16 protein-coding genes are annotated in these 18315 nt (G+C 44.4%); all 16 read right to left on the minus strand.

The annotated features are described in order from the left end of the window. Positions 1 to 148 precede the first annotated feature (148 nt). The 16 genes from A8708_RS18320 to A8708_RS18395 all read right to left on the minus strand — a co-directional run bounded on the left by A8708_RS18320 (position 149) and on the right by A8708_RS18395 (position 18304). Positions 149 to 1699 (minus strand): MDR family MFS transporter, encoded by a 1551-nt coding sequence (locus tag A8708_RS18320; protein ID WP_068666028.1) that lies wholly within the window; start codon positions 1697 to 1699, stop codon positions 149 to 151. Between the two features lie 77 nt (positions 1700 to 1776). Beyond that, the gene (locus A8708_RS18325) at positions 1777 to 2517 is read right to left on the minus strand and encodes a hypothetical protein (RefSeq protein WP_068666030.1); all 741 of its coding nucleotides are present in this window, start codon (positions 2515 to 2517) and stop codon (positions 1777 to 1779) included. A gap of 24 nt (positions 2518 to 2541) precedes the next feature. Beyond that, entirely contained in the window at positions 2542 to 3222 is a 681-nt protein-coding gene (locus tag A8708_RS18330) for a polymer-forming cytoskeletal protein (RefSeq protein ID WP_068666032.1), read from the minus strand. A 13-nt stretch (positions 3223 to 3235) separates the two neighbouring features. Further along, complete coding sequence (locus A8708_RS18335) at positions 3236 to 3865, minus strand: YhbD family protein (protein ID WP_068666035.1); 630 nt, start codon at positions 3863 to 3865, stop codon at positions 3236 to 3238. A gap of 898 nt (positions 3866 to 4763) precedes the next feature. Continuing rightward, on the minus strand, positions 4764 to 5750 hold the full coding sequence (nrdF, locus tag A8708_RS18340; protein WP_068666037.1) for a class 1b ribonucleoside-diphosphate reductase subunit beta: 987 nt from the start codon (positions 5748 to 5750) through the stop codon (positions 4764 to 4766). A gap of 21 nt (positions 5751 to 5771) precedes the next feature. Continuing rightward, on the minus strand, positions 5772 to 7856 hold the full coding sequence (gene nrdE, locus A8708_RS18345) for a class 1b ribonucleoside-diphosphate reductase subunit alpha (RefSeq protein WP_068666040.1): 2085 nt from the start codon (positions 7854 to 7856) through the stop codon (positions 5772 to 5774). Then, on the minus strand, positions 7843 to 8202 hold the full coding sequence (nrdI, locus tag A8708_RS18350) for a class Ib ribonucleoside-diphosphate reductase assembly flavoprotein NrdI (protein ID WP_056609533.1): 360 nt from the start codon (positions 8200 to 8202) through the stop codon (positions 7843 to 7845). Before nrdI ends, nrdE begins: the two co-directional genes overlap by 14 nt. Positions 8203 to 8794: 592 nt before the next feature. Further along, positions 8795 to 9883, minus strand: a complete 1089-nt coding sequence (serC, locus tag A8708_RS18355; RefSeq protein ID WP_068666042.1) for a 3-phosphoserine/phosphohydroxythreonine transaminase — start codon at positions 9881 to 9883, stop codon at positions 8795 to 8797. Between the two features lie 80 nt (positions 9884 to 9963). Further along, positions 9964 to 10473 carry a G/U mismatch-specific DNA glycosylase gene (mug, locus tag A8708_RS18360; RefSeq protein ID WP_068666044.1) on the minus strand — a complete coding sequence of 170 codons (510 nt, stop codon included), beginning with the start codon at positions 10471 to 10473 and terminating at the stop codon, positions 9964 to 9966. Between the two features lie 20 nt (positions 10474 to 10493). Next, positions 10494 to 11726 carry a DUF1501 domain-containing protein gene (locus tag A8708_RS18365; protein ID WP_068666046.1) on the minus strand — a complete coding sequence of 411 codons (1233 nt, stop codon included), beginning with the start codon at positions 11724 to 11726 and terminating at the stop codon, positions 10494 to 10496. 11 nt (positions 11727 to 11737) lie between these two features. After that, the gene (locus A8708_RS18370; RefSeq protein WP_068666047.1) at positions 11738 to 13066 is read right to left on the minus strand and encodes a DUF1800 domain-containing protein; all 1329 of its coding nucleotides are present in this window, start codon (positions 13064 to 13066) and stop codon (positions 11738 to 11740) included. A 126-nt stretch (positions 13067 to 13192) separates the two neighbouring features. Then, positions 13193 to 13747, minus strand: coding sequence for an NADPH-dependent FMN reductase (locus A8708_RS18375; protein WP_068666049.1), 555 nt, complete (start codon positions 13745 to 13747; stop codon positions 13193 to 13195). Positions 13748 to 13911: 164 nt separating this feature from the next. Then, positions 13912 to 15336 (minus strand): type I glutamate--ammonia ligase, encoded by a 1425-nt coding sequence (gene glnA, locus A8708_RS18380; RefSeq protein WP_068666050.1) that lies wholly within the window; start codon positions 15334 to 15336, stop codon positions 13912 to 13914. A gap of 238 nt (positions 15337 to 15574) precedes the next feature. After that, positions 15575 to 16618, minus strand: a complete 1044-nt coding sequence (gene aroF / locus A8708_RS18385; RefSeq protein WP_068666052.1) for a 3-deoxy-7-phosphoheptulonate synthase — start codon at positions 16616 to 16618, stop codon at positions 15575 to 15577. 153 nt (positions 16619 to 16771) lie between these two features. Then, on the minus strand, positions 16772 to 17284 hold the full coding sequence (locus tag A8708_RS18390) for a DUF2062 domain-containing protein (RefSeq protein WP_239696767.1): 513 nt from the start codon (positions 17282 to 17284) through the stop codon (positions 16772 to 16774). Between the two features lie 63 nt (positions 17285 to 17347). Beyond that, positions 17348 to 18304: a 4-hydroxy-3-methylbut-2-enyl diphosphate reductase gene (locus A8708_RS18395; protein ID WP_068666056.1), complete on the minus strand. Its 957-nt coding sequence runs from the start codon at positions 18302 to 18304 to the stop codon at positions 17348 to 17350. Between the last annotated feature and the right edge of the window lie 11 nt (positions 18305 to 18315).

Below are 18315 nucleotides of genomic sequence, written 5' to 3' on the forward strand. Positions count from 1 at the left end.
GTCGGCTATGTACTTCCGCCACCTCGCGGTGTACTGGAGACTTTCACTCCTTAGTCGTTGCGCTGCCAAGCGCACAAAAGAGCACTCCTTAGAAGGAAAGTGCTCTTGAAGGATATTTACATATCAGCTGAAGTAATTGATCAGATTACTATTGACCTTTCAGTTCTGCTGCGGCTTGCTCCGCTTGCTTGTGCTCCAGTGATTCGGTCAAGCGCTCTTTACTCATGAGAACCGCTGCTACGACAGCCAGAGCCGTAGGGATCAGCGCCCACATGAATGTATAAGAGATGGAGGATGATAATCCTGCTGCAATTTTATCTAGGACAGGCGTTGGAATTTGGGCACGCATATCAGGTGCCAGCAGCACTCTAGGATCACTAAACGCTGGATTGTCAGCCATGTTCCCTTGCCCGCTTCCAGCAAAAATTCCCTTGAGCTTCGCTGTGAAATCATTCCGTTGAATGATTCCGAATAACGTAATCCCTAAAGTCATACCTAAGGATCGAACGAAGGACACAGTTGCATTCACCGAGCCCCGTTGTGATGGATCAAAGTGATGAATCGCCGCGTTGGATAGAACGGAGAAACTTGCACCGATCCCAACACCAACGACGATCATGCACATAGTTACATACAAGCGACTAGTATCCGGGTCAAGCTGTGTTAACATGAACATACCTGCGGCTAAAATCACAACAAAGATCATCATAATATTCCGGTATGGCATCTTGTTCATTAAGAAACCGCCGCCTACCGCTGAGAATACAGAACCAACCATCATCGGCAATAAGACGAGTCCAGAGTTGGTAGCTGTTCCACCAAGTACCCCTTGAATATAAATCGGGATATACACAGATGCCGTAATGAAGCCCATCCCACTCAATAAGCCAAGCGCATTACTCGTCGTAAACAAACGTATCTTAAACATCGGGAATGAAATAATTGGTTCAATGACTTTTCTTTCAATTATGATAAAACATATGGTCAGCACAGTGAAAGCTGCAAACAGTCCAATAATTAGGCTGGAATCCCATGCATATTTATTACCACCAAGCTCAAGGGCAAACATCATGCTGACAACTGCGCCAACAAGGGTAACGGCCCCCCACCAGTCGATCTTCTGCTTCGTATGAATCGGCGATTCTTTGTAGTAGACCGCGATAAAAATAAGAGCCAAAATACCAAGAGGAATATTGACATAGAAGACCCAATGCCAGTTAATATAATCCGTAATATAGGCGCCAAGCAACGGTCCGAAAATACTCGACAAACCGAATACAGCACCGAACAAACCACCTAATTTCCCACGTTGTTCAACGGGTACTGTATCGAACATGATGGTGAATGCAATTGGAATCAATGCACCGCCACCGATTCCTTGTAGTGCACGGTAGATACTAAGCTGTACAATGCTTTCTGCCGTTCCACACAATATGGAGGCGATCAAAAAGACAATTAATCCAAAAATGAAAAATCGTTTGCGCCCGAACATATCGGACAGCTTCCCAAAAATCGGCATACCCGCCATTTCAGCGACCATATAGGCTGAAGTTACCCATACGAACTTATCCAGTCCACCAAGATCTCCTACAATGGTTCCCATCGCTGTCGCAACGATTGTATTATCCATGGACGCCATTAACATGGCTAAGAGTAGACCTGCTAGGACGAAGCCTACTTTATTTTTTGAACTCGTCATTCTTACACATTCCTTTACGATTGGTTTGTCTACATACAGCTAAACATACAGCTTAACTTACAGGCTGATCCTTGCACTTACATCTTGCGTGATTCCTTCACAATGGCATCCTTCTTCTTCTCTAAGTGTACCTTGTATTCTACCAGTCCAACTTCACAACCAGGACCGATGACGACTTGGTTGCCTCGAATAACATTCACTCTCGTATGTTCCACGTAGATATCGTCCCCTTCTATAACCGAAACCACTAGCTTGGCATGTGGGGAGGGTCTGAAGAAGAGGCTAAATGGATGAAGCAGGCTTGCTTTGCGAATTCTAATTTTCTCTCCGCCAATCTCTTTCGCCGTTGAATCTTGGAAAATCCTGATGTTAATCGCGCCAGCGTTAAGCAGCCCTCCAACATCAAACATTCCCTTCAAATGAAACTCATCGACTTCGCAATCCCCTCCTGTAGCAATATGTCCATGAAGCGCGATCTGGTTGCCTTGCAGATGGCCTTTCACTTCAACCGTCCCTGATCCAGTAAGTGTGCCAATTACGGCATCACCACTGATACTCACCGTCCCCGAATTTTTCATTCTATCGCTTCGAACATTTCCCGTCAATGCAAAAGTACCCACAATTCCCGCTTGACCCGCCTGTAAATCGCCTTCCATCTCTAAGGTTCCGACACATTTCATATGCTGGCATTTCATATCGCCTTCAACGATGCCTTCACCAACAATTTTCACTCGATCATAGAGGCCTCCTGCCGCGGTAGAGCTACCCGTAATCCTTAAATTACCAATTGACGAACGTTTGTTTGCATCTATTTGCATTATACATAATCCCTCCTCTCATTGCTACACTTTTTCACTGCGTTTCACCTTAGATCGCTTATCTTGCTCGAGTTTGGCCGTATATTCAATAAGTCCGATTTCACACCCAGGACCAATTGTAATATCCGCTCCCCTGACTACATCAGCCGTTGTATATTCCAAGTAGATATGGTCGCCTTCGATCGTTTGGGCTGACAAATGATTACCGATAGCCAGCGGCAGGATCTTCAACCAACTTGCCAAGCCCATCCCTCGCTGTTTGCGTATCTGTATGCGTTCTCCGCCAATCTCAGCAATTCTACAATGCCCATGCAGGGTAACAAGGATCGTGTCTGCATTCAGTGTGCCTACTTGCAGTTTGCCATTGGCATTAAACTTCTCAGCCTCACAATTGCCCGTGATCGTCGAAGCACCGTTTATTTCAAGGCTCTCGCCCGCATAATTGCCGTCAATCTTAACCTTGCCATGAATTCGGGTACGCTTTGCTTTGAGATTCCCCTGAATCGTTAGCGTGCCATTCATTTCTGCCGTTTCAGATATAATGCTGCCATTCACTTCCGCTCGCCCATTCAGCGTAAAATCTGAGCATGTAACATCGCCTTCCAACCGTCCCATACCATCAATTTTAACCGTTCGAAAGCTCCCGCCATTAGAAGATCCTATTCCGGAAATCAGTAATTTACGTTTAGATTCTGTTGTTTGCATGGGGATCACCTCCTTACATTGTTGTTATTTTCAGTTTTAATTCTTCAATTTTCTTCGCTACCTGCACGCGGAGCACAACCTTCACGCCTTGCTCGAAGAACAATTCACATCCTGTCGTAACGAGTAGAACCAAAGTTAAGCCCATCTTACGTATAAAAATCAAATCGCACGGCTTGCCTTCAAATTTGGCATATTGTTCTTTCATTGTCAGCAGCAAGTGTTTCCCTTCTTCGAGCGTCACTTCGCCAGATTGCAAGCAATCCTCGAGCAGGAATAGAAACAATGTTTCTTCAAAGCTGTATACCGCCGCCACTTCCAAAAACGGAGACCCGTAATCAATCGTTTGCAGAGAAACAATGTTTCGTTTAATAAGCTCTAGTTTATCTATTTTCATGTCACTAGGAACAATAGAGAATACATCCGCTAATTCATCCAGTGATAAATCATCTTTCATATTCACAATTTTATCGATACGCGCCAGCATCTGCCCCTTCGGAAAGAATGTTTCCTGCCCCGTAAACGCTGATTTTCGGATAAACCATTCCTCTGGAAGCAAATTCTTGCGTTTCCAGCGATATAATTGACCATAAGATATCCCTGTTAGCTCGAGCAGCTCTTTTTTCGATATCAAATCTTCATCCAACGTACATCCCTCCCTCGCTACTTCAATCTAACATAACATTGTTACGTCGTAAATCAGACTTGAGGCTGAACTGGAGAGTGAGCTAGAGGAGGAGCTGGATACAACAAACTGAACTAGATACAATAAACAAATAAATAAACAAACTAACATACTAACTAACATTCAATATATAGACTAATTAATTAACTGACTAAAAACTGACTAACTATCTAACAAACAAACTAAACTATCTTGCTCTGCAAACATTTACTCTCTGTTCGTAAACAGTGGCATTGGGGAAGATCGCTACGGGTTACACAGATTTCGGTGGGTTTGTGGGTTTGTGGGTTTGTGGGTTTGTGGGTTTGTGGGTTTGTGGGTTTGTGGGTTTGTGGGGTCAGTGAGTTGCAGTGAGTTGTGAGTTGCGGTGAGTATCGGCGGATTGCAGTGGGTTGCGGAGATTTAGAATGGCTAGCTGCCTGCGCACTTTTATTAACTGGAAAATATACAGTTATTTGAGTGGAATTTTCCTGAAACTTCAATTTAACTGTAAAATATGTAGTTAAAACTGCCTTTTTCGTTCATATCGGGCAATTTGGTTAAATTTAACTGGAGGTTTTCCATCTATTCTGTGTTTAAGCAGAATTTCCCAAAAATTAGCTGTAGAAAATCCAGCTATTCCCTGGAGTACACGATATTAAGCAAACTTCTTCCAACCAACCTATCTTACTCTACATATACTTATCTACTCCTTCCTCTCCCTCTACTCATACTCATACTCCTCTCACTTCAAATCCAACAACCCTCACACGCTTCTCACCAACCAGCAGCACCTCACCTATCATTCTCATTCCCTCGAACAAACGACAAACCACCCAGTCATCCCAGGTGGTTTGTTCTTCATCTATTTACTAACATCTTAAAATACAAAGTCATCGTCCGTTAGCGCTTCAACGTGAATCGTGCGCACATAACCATTGCCTTTTTTGGAGAAAAAGTCATGCTGCTTCGTCTTCGTGCTCAGACCGTTCAACACAATCGGGTTGATATCCTCTTCAGGAAACATCGGTTCCACGCCAAGGTTCATGAACGCCTTATTCGCGTTGTAGCGAAGGAATGCTTTTACTTCTTCGGCTAGCCCCAGTGGTCCGTAGAGACTATCCGTGTAGCCTTCTTCATTCGCATGAAGCTCTTTCAGCAACGCACAGAGCGTCGCGTACGCCTCGTCTTGCTCAACAGGACTAAGCTCCGCGTAGACCTCTTGTGCCAACACGCCGATATACAATCCGTGGATGCTCTCATCACGTAAGATCAAGTCAATGATCTCGCCGCTGCTCGTCATTTTACCTTGGCCAGCCAAATACAACGGATAATAGAAACCGCTATAGAACAAATAGCTTTCTAGCAGAACAGACGATGCCATCGCGAGATACAGCTCTTTGGTCGTATTAATATTTTCATAATAATGTGAAATCTTATTCGCCTTAAACTGCAGGTGTGGATTTCGCTCCACCCATTGGAACAGCTCGTTAATCTCTTCTGTCGTAGACAGCGTAGTGAAAATCGAACTATAAGACTTCGCATGGATCTGTTCCATCATGCCCATGAAGCTAAGCACAGCTTTGCGCTGCAGCCCATCCACATGCTCAAGAATTTTCGGCATCCCGACGCCGCCTTGCATCGTATCCAACAAAGTCAGGCCGCCAAGCACCTTCATGTACAGCTCGCGCTCTTGTCCACTTAACGTAATCCAGGACATTTTATCATCAGACAACGGTATTTCTTCATCTGTCCAGAATTGCATAATATTTTGATTCCAGAACGTTATTGTAAAATCATCATCCGGCCGGTTCCAGTTCACCGCTTTTTTGACGATAGGCTTATTGATGGTTGGTGCACTTGTCATGAATGGTAGTCCCCTTCCTCATTATACGGAGCAGCTTACACATTCCTCAACGGATAGTTGATTGGTTCGTGTGTAGTAGAGCGATTTAAGTCCTTTGTGTGCCGCATACAAGTATAATCTAGCAAGTTGTCTTGTCGAAACATCACTGTTTACGTGTAAAATGGTTGAGATCCCTTGATCCACATGCGTCTGAATCTCCGAGATGAGGTCAAGAATCTTGAACTGGTCCATTTGATAGGCAGATTTATAGTAGAAGAAATTGTCGCGTGCCATAAATGGCATCGGATAATACGTTGTCGAATTCGCATACGTACGCGTCTCAATCGGTTCAACGATCGGCATCACGCTGGACGTTGAATTTTGAATATACGAGATACTTTGCGTCGGCGCTACAGCCAAACGATACGCATGATACAGACCGTGCTTCTGAACATCAGCTTGCAATGCTTTCCAATCGCTAGGCGATGGAATATGCATGCCTTCGAATAATGCTTTCACTTTGTCTGACAGTGGACGGTAATCTGTTTCGATATAACGGGTAAAATAGTTCCCATTCGCATACTCCGATAGCTCAAAGCCTTCGAACGTTTGCCCGGATTCTTTGGCAATTTCCATACTTTTTTCGATGGAATAGAAATTCATCGCTGCGAAGAAGGTGCGAACGAAATCTCTCGCTTCGGCACTCTCGTAGGCAATTTTGTTCTTGGACAAATAACCATGCAAGTTCATCACGCCAAGACCGACAGAATGCAGCTCACGGTTCGCTTTGGCAACACCTGGCGCATTATGGATCGTCGTCATATCACTCACGGAAGTTAAGGCGATCATGCCTTCGTGCACGGTTTCGCGCAGCTTTTTACGATCCATGACGTTGGCAATATTCATTGAAGCTAGATTACAGGAGATATCGCGAAGAATCGTGTCTTCTTGACCGTAATCATTGATTTCGGACGTTTCCTGCAATTGGAAAATCTCTGTACATAGATTGGACATCTTGATCGTCCCAATCCCCTTCAGAGCATGATCCTTATTCGCATTCGTACGATTCATCATATATGGATAACCGGATTCCAGTTGAGTTGTCGCAATTTTGGTCAGCATATCTCGTGCATTCATGATTACTTTCTTCTTTACCTTGGGGTTTGCTAAGAGTTCATCGTACATTTCATCCATATCTAGATCATCCATATGCTTGCCATAGGCTTGCAGAACAGTGTAAGGAGCGAAAATATGTAGAGGTTTGTTCTCCTCCGCCAGCTTATAAAATTTATTAGGAACAATAAGTCCAATCGAGAGAGTCTTCAAGCGGGATTTCTCATCCGCGTTAATTTTCTTACTATCAAGGAACTCCATAACGTCCCAGCCAAAAATGTTATAATACGCCGCGCCTGAGCCCTTGCGTTGACCCATTTGATCCGCGTAGGAGAACGCATCCTCCATCAGCTTAAGAACAGGAATAATGCCTTTCGCTGCGCCCTCAACACCTTTAATCGTTTCACCGCGCCCACGAAGCTTCGACAAGTTCACAGCTACACCGCCGCCAATTTTGGAAAGCTGCATGCATGTTGCTAATACATAGTTGATGGAATTCAAGGAATCGTCCATTTCTAGTAAGAAGCAGGATACTAATTCACCGCGACGGCTCTTGCCTGCATTCAAGAATGTAGGTGTCGCCGGCTGCAAGCGTTGCTCCATCATGGATAGGGCAAGTACGCGTGCTGTTTCTGCGTTTCCGCGACCTAAGTACAGGGCAACGATCGCTACGCGATCAGGGAAATGCTCCAGGTATAACGTCTTATCATCACTGCGCAAAGCATAATCTGTATAAAATTTCGAAGCTGCCATATACGATGCGAACTCGAATTGATTGTCATGTGCCACTTGATACACGCTGTTTACTTCATCTTCGGTGTAATTGTCATAAACGTTCTCATAGAAGTTATTGTCGATCATATAGCGAACCTTCGAAGAGGTATCGGGGAATGTGAGGCTTCGGCTGTGGACTTCCTGTATGAACACCTTAACAGCTTCTTTATCCTTCTCTAATTGAAAAAAACCATCCGTACCGCGTTGCATTAATTCATTATTAAGTTCAATGTGCCGCAATTGCTTGTACCCCCTGAACAAATCGTTCTACATCATTTTTAGTGCCCGATAATTCAAATTTCGTTAAAACAGGAACATCATAAAGTGCTGAGATCGTATCTGCGCTTTTGGCGAAGCCGTCTCCCCAGTTGCGATTACCGCTTGCTGCTACGCCTTGAAGACGAGAGGAATTACTTTCTAGGAAAGAAGCTACCTTGGGAGGAATCTGTCCAAAACCAGTTGTATACGTCACGAGTACGAATGGCTCGTCCATCGTCATCGCTTCCTCTATTTGAACCGCGGGCATCTGGAGCTTCGCAATAAAACGGCGAACATTTCCAGTCTTCGAATCGTAAGCAATCAACATAGCTTCCGTCTCCTATCGTTGTCAATTCTCTCTATCTTGTGCCATCACTAGCGAGCAACCTATATGTAGTAAAGATACCAATTCTATCGCCTGTCATTCGCGAGTTCAACTACTCATGAATCGACAGAATCTGCATATCATTTGCGGCTCCGTAAGCGGTCCAAAAAGCTTGAAACCTGCGGTTTTACTCTATTTTCGGCTCGATATGAGCCTTCGGCTAGCAATCTCGCAATGCGCTTTTTATCACGACATCTAGTTGATAGATTCAAATTTATATCAATATATTGTGTTTGTCAACGAGCAAAACGACCTATTTACAATTCCAAAACACGAGATCCTAGGCGGGGCGTGGCCCGATGGGTTTAGAAAAAATATTTTCGTTTTTTACTTGATTTTTTCGGATATGTCGAAATGACTAGACCTATTCTCATCCACTAGATCTAGTTCTAACTTACCCGTCATCAACCGTCTTCAAACCCTCTCAGCGACCCCCTCAAGGCCTCTTAAGCTTTCAATCGAACAATCCCTACCTCAGACCAAAAAAAGCTATTCACGCGCACACGAGGGTGCCATGAATAGCTTTTGGGATCGATTAGCTGTTGCGTTGTTGGAAATCCGTCATGAAATCAGCGAGTGCTTTGCATGATGCGTAAGGGACAGCGTTATACGTGGAAGCACGTAAACCACCGACACTGCGATGACCTTTCAATCCAACGAACCCTTGCCCCTCGGTTTCTTTAATGAACTTCTTCTCCAGCTCTTCATCTTGCAAGCGGAATGTAATATTCATCGCAGAACGGCTTCCTAGATCTACGGGTCCACGGTAGAAGCCATTGCTGTTATCAATTGCGCTATAAATAAGGCCTGATTTTTCTACATTATTCTTCTGAATAACCGTCAATCCGCCTTGCTCTTCAATCCATTTCAACACCAGATTCACCATATAAATGGAGTATGCTGGAGGTGTGTTATACAAGGAATTGTTTTTGCTATGCGTTTCATAACGCATCATGGTGGGGATTGTTTTTGGCAAATCAACTAATAGATCGTCTTTAATAATTGCAACAGTCACACCAGATGGTCCAAGGTTCTTCTGTGCTCCCGCATAGATCATGCTGAACTTCGAAACGTCAACTGGACGGCTCAAGATATCACTGGACATATCACCAATCAAAGGAATGTTGCCTGTTTCCGGGAAGCTTTGGAATTGTGCACCTTCAATCGTCTCGTTGGACGTGATATGTAAGTAAGCTGAATTCGGATCTAGGTTAATTTCGTCTAGTGCTGGAATTTTCATAAATTTCTGTTCTTTCGAACTTGCTGCAAGAGAAACTTGTCCGAATAGCGCCGCTTCTTGCACAGCCTTCTCGGCCCAAGCGCCTGTCAGCACATAGCTGCCAACCTTGCCTGGCTTCAAGAAGTTCATAGGGATCATGGAGAACTGCGAGCTAGCTCCACCCGTCAAGAAAAGAATTTGGTAACCATCAGGAATACCAAAAATACGCTTCAATAACGCTTGTGTTTCATTGTGCACTTGCTCATATTCCGAACTACGGTGAGAAATTTCCATGATGGACATGCCAATTCCTTTAAAATCAACAAACTCTTCTTGTGCTCTCTGAAGTACTTCGAGAGGTAAAGCCGCAGGCCCTGCGTTAAAGTTATAGGCCCTGTTTCCCATGAGTGACCACACCTTTGCGTTTTGTATTATGGCTATGATAGCAATATTCTGTTCAAGCATCAAGTAAAACCTCAAACAAGCTATACGAGACTTGTCAGAATTCCTCGATAAATCGCTACCATATCTTCCAGCTTCATTCGTACAAGTCCGCTAGAAGACGGACACACATAATCAATAACGCCTTCTACCATTGGCTGCGCCTGGCTTCCCCAGGAGATGCCTCTTCGGCCACTATACTGCTCATAGACACCCTTCCCCACGAAACAAACGACCTTGGGGCGGTAGGCTTCTATTTTCGCTTTCAGAATCCGTCTGCCCTCACGATACTCTTCTGCCGTAATTTCTGCTGCCGTCAATGAAGGGCGTGCCACGATATTCGTGAAGCCATAGCCGATTTCCAGCAGATCGCCATCCTCTTGCGGCTTATAGAGCCTCGGTGTTAACCCCGCCTGCAACAAGATACGATAGAATCGATTGTTAGGATTCGCATAATGATGCCCGGTTTCCCCTGATCGAATACTCGGATTATAGCCTACGAAGAGAATTTGCAACCCCTCAGCCAGATGATCTGAAATTGCCGCTAGTTCCAACCGCGCACCTCCTTCTTCTATTATATAAACTTTAAATTTTCATACGTTTTACCTAGCACAGTTACTGTATCTCCATGTAACCACGAGTCAATTAATGTACTATATACAGAACGGAAATCAACCTCGTACTTTAGATCCCCATTATCTAAGTTACTCAAGCTCGGATAAGCGCCATATAGACCCCCCTTCACTTTGCCGCCAATGACAAACATCGGTGCCGCTGTTCCGTGGTCCGTTCCTCCGCTCCCATTCTCTTTCACACGACGTCCAAACTCGGAAAATACCATCACAGCAACCCGATCCTGTAGTCCCTGTTCCTGCAAATCCTGGTAGAACGCAGTCAGCCCTTCATCGACCTGTGTCAGCATTTGTGCATGTTGCCCCTTCTCATCCGCATGGTCGTCGAACCCACCTACTTCTACATGAAAGAGCCGTGTACCTGACTTTCCAGCGAGCAGTTTCGTTACGAGCTGTAAGTCCCTCGCAAAATTCGTATTGGGATACGCTATTTTCTTCGTATACGTAGCAGCAAGCGATTGGATCGCTTCAACACTCTTATAAGCTTCTGACCCTCTAGTTGATGCGACGCGCAGCTTCTCTAATTGATTTGATGCCCCATACATATCCAAGAACGCTTTGGTTATTCTATTCTTGTCCATCAACGCTGTCTTGGGATCGAATACATGATAGGACTCCAGAGATTGAATTACTGGAAAGCTTGATTGATCAGAGGCGAAGGCCTTGCTGCCAGATCCGCCTATTTGAATCACTTTTAGCGGATTCGAGTTCCTCTGTAAGGAAGACTCTGCATACCGTGCCAACCAGCCGCTGCGGCTCATTTTCGCCGGCTCTGCGGTTTGCCAAATTTCCATAGAGCGAAAATGTGAATGATTAGGCTCCGGATACCCAACTCCTTGTATAATAGCCATTTTACCTAATTTATACAATGCGGCTATTCCTGTGAGGCTAGGATGTAACCCTACGTGAGAATCGATCGCCAGTATTTCCTTCTGTTCATAAGCAAGTGTTGGCCGTGAATCATAGTAGAGGCCTTGTCCATAGGGAATCAACGTATTAATCCCGTCATTGCCGCCGCTCAACTGCACAACAACCAATACAGGTTCCTCCACGCTAGATTCGGAGTTCCCTGCCCATAGTGATTTACCCGTTTCTGTGAAAAGTGCACCACCAAGCCCAAGGGTTGCGAACAACGCCGTACCTTTGATCAGAAAATCTCTTCTCGTTAATTTCATCAAATTCCCCCCTATTTCATCTGAGCTTCTGGACTAATCATAACGAGTTGCAAGAGACCGCGCATGCCTGTTAGTTTCTGTTTAGTTTGGGTTGTATGTACAAGGGTGTCATCTGCATAGGCAAGCAGGCTTGCTTGTGTTTGCTCAGATAGTTCCGTTATTCCCATGCGTTCTGCATAGAGCCTTACCCATTCCATAGGCGACTCCACTTGAATGGGCTGGAACGCTGACGAGTTCAGCTGTTGTCCGTTCATTTGCTTCGCGACACCCTCAGCGAACTGATACCTCGCCAACAAACAGTTCGTCGTAAGCCAAGAGGTGCCTCCTCTCCAGCCCGCAACATCGGGAGGAACGAATAGTTCCTGCCCCATCTTGCGCAACGCTTGTGCGTGCCCTTTTGCGACGGCGAGATTGCAACTCTTCAGGATACCCGCTACATAATCTGCTGGTGCTTTAATAAGTGCCAGCCTGTGAATATCGGCATAGAATTCTTCAGAAAGGAATAGCTCCTGAAGCACTTCTCCTATTGTATTCTTCTGGGTGATGAGTCCCGCCACAGACTGAATCCAGCTCTCTGAAGGGTTATCTGTTGCCAGGTAGTTCAACAACTTCGTTGCTAGAAACATCGGCAAAGCTCTCTGATGAAATAGAATATCAATGACATCATTCGCATCTAATTTGCCGCTTTCCCCCAGCAATGTTTTGGCATCGTTATCGTGCTGTTTGGCATTGTAATTGACCTTATGTTCATTTTTATTGTATATCCACCCTGTAAAAGCACGTGCGGATTCCTTCACATCCATTTCGGTGTAGTGACCAATGCCAAGCGTGAATAGCTCCATTACTTCACGAGCATAATTCTCATTCGGCTTGCCTTTCTTATTTTGATTCACGTCCAACCATATCATCATGGCAGGATCTTTGCCGATCTCGGTGAGCAGTTCTTTGAAATTCCCCATGGCATATTTGCGAAACAATTCATTTTGCCTCACCATGAGTGTTGCATCCTTCACCTTATAATTCGCAGTGGCGAAATGACCATGCCAGAATAACGTCATCTTCTCGATGAGCGGCGTAGGCGAGTTCACCATCCGATACAGCCAATACATCTGTTGATCTACTAATAATAGAGGGTCTAGGGCTTTCTTCCCGTCCGCATGAAACTCATCAAAGGAGGCTAGTTTCGGAGACTTATCGATCAACGCTTCACCTGATACTAGACGTCGAACCGTTTCTACGCGTCCAAGCGCCAAGCATGCTGCAATTTCTTCCTGCGTCACACCAAATCCCGCACGCAATAACAGATGAACAACTTCCTTATTGGTCCACTGGATGCCCATAGCCCACCGCCGTTCATTTTTCACCAAACTGTACCATATAAATGTGTCAAAAGTGTGTAGAAATGCAAATAAACCAAGTCTAATGACTTGGTCTGCTGAATGGAATTGCCCATGAGGTGCAATTTGTTACAGTTTTGTTGGTCCCGCAAGCTGTTCGGCAAGCTGTAGGAAAGAAGCCACAACACGTCGAACTCGCATATCTACATCGGGATGAATATTTTCGAAGATAACGTCTTCTTGGAAACTCTTGCGCTGATCGCCACCAATTGAAATCCATTCTGGAGAGTTAATTCCGTGTAGATTACGAACGGTCGTCTGCATCTGTGTCAGCGAGCTGACTGCAACCGCTCCACCTGAGGAGCTGACAGACAGTACAGCTTTGTTATGGAAATGCCCCTGTCCAACATGATCAAGCGCATTCTTGAGCACGCCGGACATGCCACTATGATACTCAGGCGTTGCCAAGACAATGGCATCGGCGGACAACATTGCCTGTTTATATGCGCCCAGTGATTGGTGATCATCAGCAGCATCTGGTGTATAGAAAGGTAAGGGTGTCTTATATAAATCAATCAGTGTGACTTCGTGTTGATCCTGTGCTGCCAAATACCCAATATATGTGGCAAGTCTTGTACTCGTAGCCCCTCTTTGATTGCTTCCTGCAACAATCGTAATTTTCATCCCAAATTCATCCTTCCATCACCTGATTATTTAACGTAATTATACCTGACATTTCCAATTTGTATATACTTATTTATAATTATTATAATTAATCGATAAATAAAAAACTGCTCCTTCATAGCGTCCTATGAAGGGGCAGCTTCTATTTGTATAAGTGCTAAAAATTAGCAATCGAAGTAAAGGTTGTACTCGTGCGGGTGAATACGGATTGCAACTTGTTTCGCTTCGCCGCGTTTCAAGTCGATGTAGTTATCGATGAAATCTTGTGTGAATACGCCGCCTTCAAGCAAGAAGTCGGAATCAGCTGCAAGTGCATCCAAAGCTTCGTCTAATGTACCAGGAACGCTGCGAATTTCAGCTTTCTCGCTATCAGACATTTCATAGATGTTCGTATCGTAAGGACCGTATCCAAGAGCACGCGGATCGATTTTCTTCTTGATACCATCAAGACCAGCCATCAACATTGCTGCGAAAGCAAGGTATGGGTTAGCTGTGCTGTCAGGTGTACGGAACTCAATACGACAACCTTTAGGTGTCACAGCTGCGATTGGAATACGAACTGCTGCGGAACGGTTACCTTTGGAGAATACAAGGTTTACCGGAGCTTCGTAACCAGGAACTAGACGTTTGAAGGAGTTTGTACTTGGGTTCGTGATCGCGATCAACGCTGGAGCGTGATACAAGATACCACCGATGTAGTTGATAGCCATTTCGGAAAGGTTAGCATATGAACCTTTTTCGTAGAACAAAGGGTTGCCTTCGTTGAAGATGGACATATGAACGTGCATTCCGCTACCGTTGTCACCAAATAGTGGTTTCGGCATGAATGTAGCTACTTTACCATATTCTCTCGCTGTGTTTGCAACGATATACTTGTATTTAAGCAGGTTGTCTGCTGTTTTAGTCAATGTGTCAAAACGGAAGTTGATTTCTGCTTGACCAGCTGTCGCTACTTCGTGGTGATGACGTTCGATGCGTAGACCTGCGTCAGCAAGCTTATTACACATTTCGGAACGAATATCTTGTTGGGAATCGATTGGAGCTACTGGAACGTAACCGCCTTTTACTGGAACTTTATAAGCAAGGTTGCCGCCTTCTTCTTTACGGCCTGTGTTCCAACCAGCTTCTTCGGAATCAACTTCAAAGTAAGATTTGTTCATACCGTTCTCGAAACGAACATCATCAAAGATGAAGAACTCGGATTCAGGTGCGAAGTATGCTGTAGTACCTACGCCAGTTGTTTGCAAATATTCTTCAGCCTTTTGAGCGATGCTACGTGGATCACGGTCATAACGGTCGCCTTCAGGTGTATGGATGTTGCTCATAATGACTAGTGTTGGATGTGCTGTGAAAGGATCCACATAAGCAGTTTCCGTATCTGGCATCATTACCATGTCAGATTGTTCAATACCACGGAATCCTGGGATGGAAGAACCGTCAAAAGCTACGCCATTTACGAATGTTTCTTCATCTACTTCTGTAGAAGGCAAAGAGATATGTTGCGCTTTACCGGAAAGACCAACGAAACGAAAATCTACCCACTCAATATTTTTTTCCTTGATAAGGTTCAACACGTTTTGAACTGACATTTAAAAAACCCTCCCATTTCCGTACATTCAACGTACTTTGCATGATTAATGTTCAACTTTTGCTTGTTTTCTTTCACATATTATATAGCGATTCCTCTAACACAGTCAATACTTATGTCAGGTATTTTTTAAATGAGTGTAAGCTATTCTTACACTTACACACAATTTTCACATGTATCCAGAAACAGGAAAGGGTTTCTCCATTTCTGAAGAAACCCCTTCTTATGAAAACCGTATATTAGGCCAAAATGGCTTCTTTCTTGGTATCGAATTTTTTACCTAGTAATGGAGCTAACTTCTCCAAATCTGATAACAGATGGGCAAATTGGTCTGGGAATAAGGATTGTACGCCATCACCAGTCATTGAATTGTCTGGATCTGTATGCATCTCTATAATTAATCCATCCGCTCCAGCTGCTACAGATGCCTTCGTCATGGGCACGACAAGTTCTCTTCGTCCTGTGCCATGACTTGGATCTGAGATAACTGGCAAGTGACTCAACTGCTTCAGCACAGGAATTGCTGATAAGTCTAACGTATTACGTGTGTAGGTTTCGAATGTTCGGATTCCGCGTTCACAAAGCATAACATTCGGATTACCGCCAGCTAGAATGTACTCTGCTGCATTCAAGAACTCGTCATACGTTGAGCTGAATCCACGCTTAAGCAAGACTGGTGTTTGAATCGTTCCTAATTTGCGAAGAAGATCAAAGTTTTGCATATTCCGCGTACCCACTTGGAGAATGTCTGCGTATTGCGCACACACATCAACGTACTCTGGGGTCATAACTTCTGTAATTGTAAGAAGGCCATGTTTCTTACCCGCTTCAGCCATCATGATCAAACCTTCGACACCCACACCTTGGAAGCTGTAAGGACCTGTTCTTGGTTTGAAAGCACCGCCGCGCAGCACCTGTCCGCCAGCCGCTTTCACCAAGCGAGCGATCTCATCGATCTGCTCTGGTGTTTCTACCGCGCAAGGGCCACCCATCACCACGAGTTGCTCGCCACCGATTTCAACACCTTTAATAGAAATAACCGTATCCGCTGGGTGGAAATCACGGCTAGCCAACTTGTAGGATTTTGAGATCTTTACCACTTGTTCAACACCAGACATTTGACGAAGCTGTTCCGCTAATTTCGGATCCGCTTGACCAATGATCCCAATGACTGTTCGATCCTCGCCCTTGGACACATGGGCTTGAACCCCTTTACTTTCGATAAATTGCACGATTTCCTGAATACGTTCATCCGAAGTTTTGTTTGATGTAATTGCGATCATGTGATCCACGCTCCTATTTCATTTATGATGGGATAATTGAATATCATTCACTGACATGCTTCAACGCTTGTTCGCTTCTACGCTTTTATGCTTTTAACCACTAAAGTAAATATACAACGCTTGACGAGAATTCGTCAAGCGCTAATTATTTACCTATTCTTTTGATTCCGCTGGAGCTAATTGATCCTTACGTATTCTACGTTTCTCTTTACGGCGATTCGTATGGTATTTGAGCAGGAGCACGACTGGGAAATAAGCAATAATACCAAGAACAAGACCAACGACCATCCCACCGACAATTAAATCCAAACCGCTACGAATAATATTAGAGAGAAGATGCGGTAGATGATGGATCAAGTAGATCTTAAAATGCTTCGGTACTAAATATTCCCCGACCTGCTTATTTAGAATGGAAAATGGTATATAGATGACTTTACCGAATACAAAGCCAATTAAAGCCGCGGGTAAGTTCGCTCTTAGCAGATAAACCAAAGGAAAGATAAGAACAAACGCAAACCCTGCGGTCGGTAATGTGAACATCTCAACGAATAGACCAATCGAAAAGCCTCTTGCTACCATGGAAGGTCCGCCCTTGGCACGTAAAAGAAGTAAATATTTGAACTTAAACCAACGTTTAGTACTTTTCCAATCGTAGCGAGCTTTCATCATTTTCACCTTCTGAGTACTTTGCATGCTAGTTTCAATCCCGTCGAGTGGAATAAGCAGGAATTACACGTTACTTGCTGCTTTGGATTTAACAGGGGGAATTAGTTTCTTCATATTAATAGTACGTTTGATTTCCCAACTGGTTTCATCTTTCGCATCGTAATTTTCCAGATAGGTAATGACCTCTTTGGTAATCGGTGTAGGTGTGGAAGCCCCTGAGGTTACACCCACTTTACGAACATTGGCTAACCATTCTCTGTTCAATTCAGAAACATCTGAAATTCGGTAAGCCATTACGCCTGCAATCTCTTGCGAAACCTGGGCCAAACGGTTTGAATTGTTGCTCTTAGGATCTCCAACTACAATGACCAAATCAACTTCCTTCGCCTGCTCCGCGACAGCTTCTTGACGAACCTGCGTTGCCAAGCAAATTTCGTTGTGAATTTCAGCCTTTGGAAAAAGCGTTAATAACCGATTCATAATATGCTTAATATCCCACTGACTCATCGTGGTTTGATTCGTTATGATGATTCGATTCGACTTCAGATTAAGCTGTTCAGCCTCTTCAAGCTTCTCAATCAAGTGAACATGGTCAGGTGCTACGCCAATAGCTCCTTCGGGCTCTGGATGTCCCTTTTTCCCGATATAAATAATGTCATAACCGTCAGCAACTTTTTCACGAATTAGATCATGCGTCTTCGTTACATCTGGACATGTGGCGTCTACAACCGTAAGCCCTTTATCACGAGCCAAACGTCTCACTTCAGGAGAAACCCCGTGGGCCGTGAAAATAACAGTTCCTGTTTCTACTTGTTGCAAAATCTCAAGACGATTCTCGCCATCAAGCGTAATGACGCCCTCCTCTTTGAAGAAATCAGTCACATGCGCATTATGAACAATCATGCCTAAGATATATATAGGTCTGGGCAGATTTAAATTTTTAGCAGTTTGCATGGCCAGCGCCATCGCATCAACAACCCCATAACAGTATCCTCTGGGGGATATTCGAACAACTTCCATCTGTTCCACCT

The sequence above is a fragment of the Paenibacillus oryzisoli genome (assembly GCF_001653565.1).
Lineage (GTDB): Bacteria > Bacillota > Bacilli > Paenibacillales > NBRC-103111 > Paenibacillus_E > Paenibacillus_E oryzisoli.

Coding starts and splice junctions, on each gene's coding strand:
- A8708_RS18320 (WP_068666028.1), bottom strand. CDS start 1,699: ATGACGAGTTCAAAAAATAAAGTAGGCTTCGTCCTAGCAGGTCTACTC.
- glnA (WP_068666050.1), bottom strand. CDS start 15,336: ATGTCAGTTCAAAACGTGTTGAACCTTATCAAGGAAAAAAATATTGAG.
- A8708_RS18365 (WP_068666046.1), bottom strand. CDS start 11,726: ATGAAATTAACGAGAAGAGATTTTCTGATCAAAGGTACGGCGTTGTTC.
- A8708_RS18375 (WP_068666049.1), bottom strand. CDS start 13,747: ATGAAAATTACGATTGTTGCAGGAAGCAATCAAAGAGGGGCTACGAGT.
- aroF (WP_068666052.1), bottom strand. CDS start 16,618: ATGATCGCAATTACATCAAACAAAACTTCGGATGAACGTATTCAGGAA.
- nrdF (WP_068666037.1), bottom strand. CDS start 5,750: ATGACAAGTGCACCAACCATCAATAAGCCTATCGTCAAAAAAGCGGTG.
- A8708_RS18325 (WP_068666030.1), bottom strand. CDS start 2,517: ATGCAAATAGATGCAAACAAACGTTCGTCAATTGGTAATTTAAGGATT.
- A8708_RS18370 (WP_068666047.1), bottom strand. CDS start 13,066: ATGGGCATCCAGTGGACCAATAAGGAAGTTGTTCATCTGTTATTGCGT.
- A8708_RS18395 (WP_068666056.1), bottom strand. CDS start 18,304: ATGGAAGTTGTTCGAATATCCCCCAGAGGATACTGTTATGGGGTTGTT.
- A8708_RS18390 (WP_239696767.1), bottom strand. CDS start 17,284: ATGAAAGCTCGCTACGATTGGAAAAGTACTAAACGTTGGTTTAAGTTC.
- A8708_RS18330 (WP_068666032.1), bottom strand. CDS start 3,222: ATGCAAACAACAGAATCTAAACGTAAATTACTGATTTCCGGAATAGGA.
- serC (WP_068666042.1), bottom strand. CDS start 9,883: ATGGGAAACAGGGCCTATAACTTTAACGCAGGGCCTGCGGCTTTACCT.
- nrdI (WP_056609533.1), bottom strand. CDS start 8,202: ATGTTGATTGCTTACGATTCGAAGACTGGAAATGTTCGCCGTTTTATT.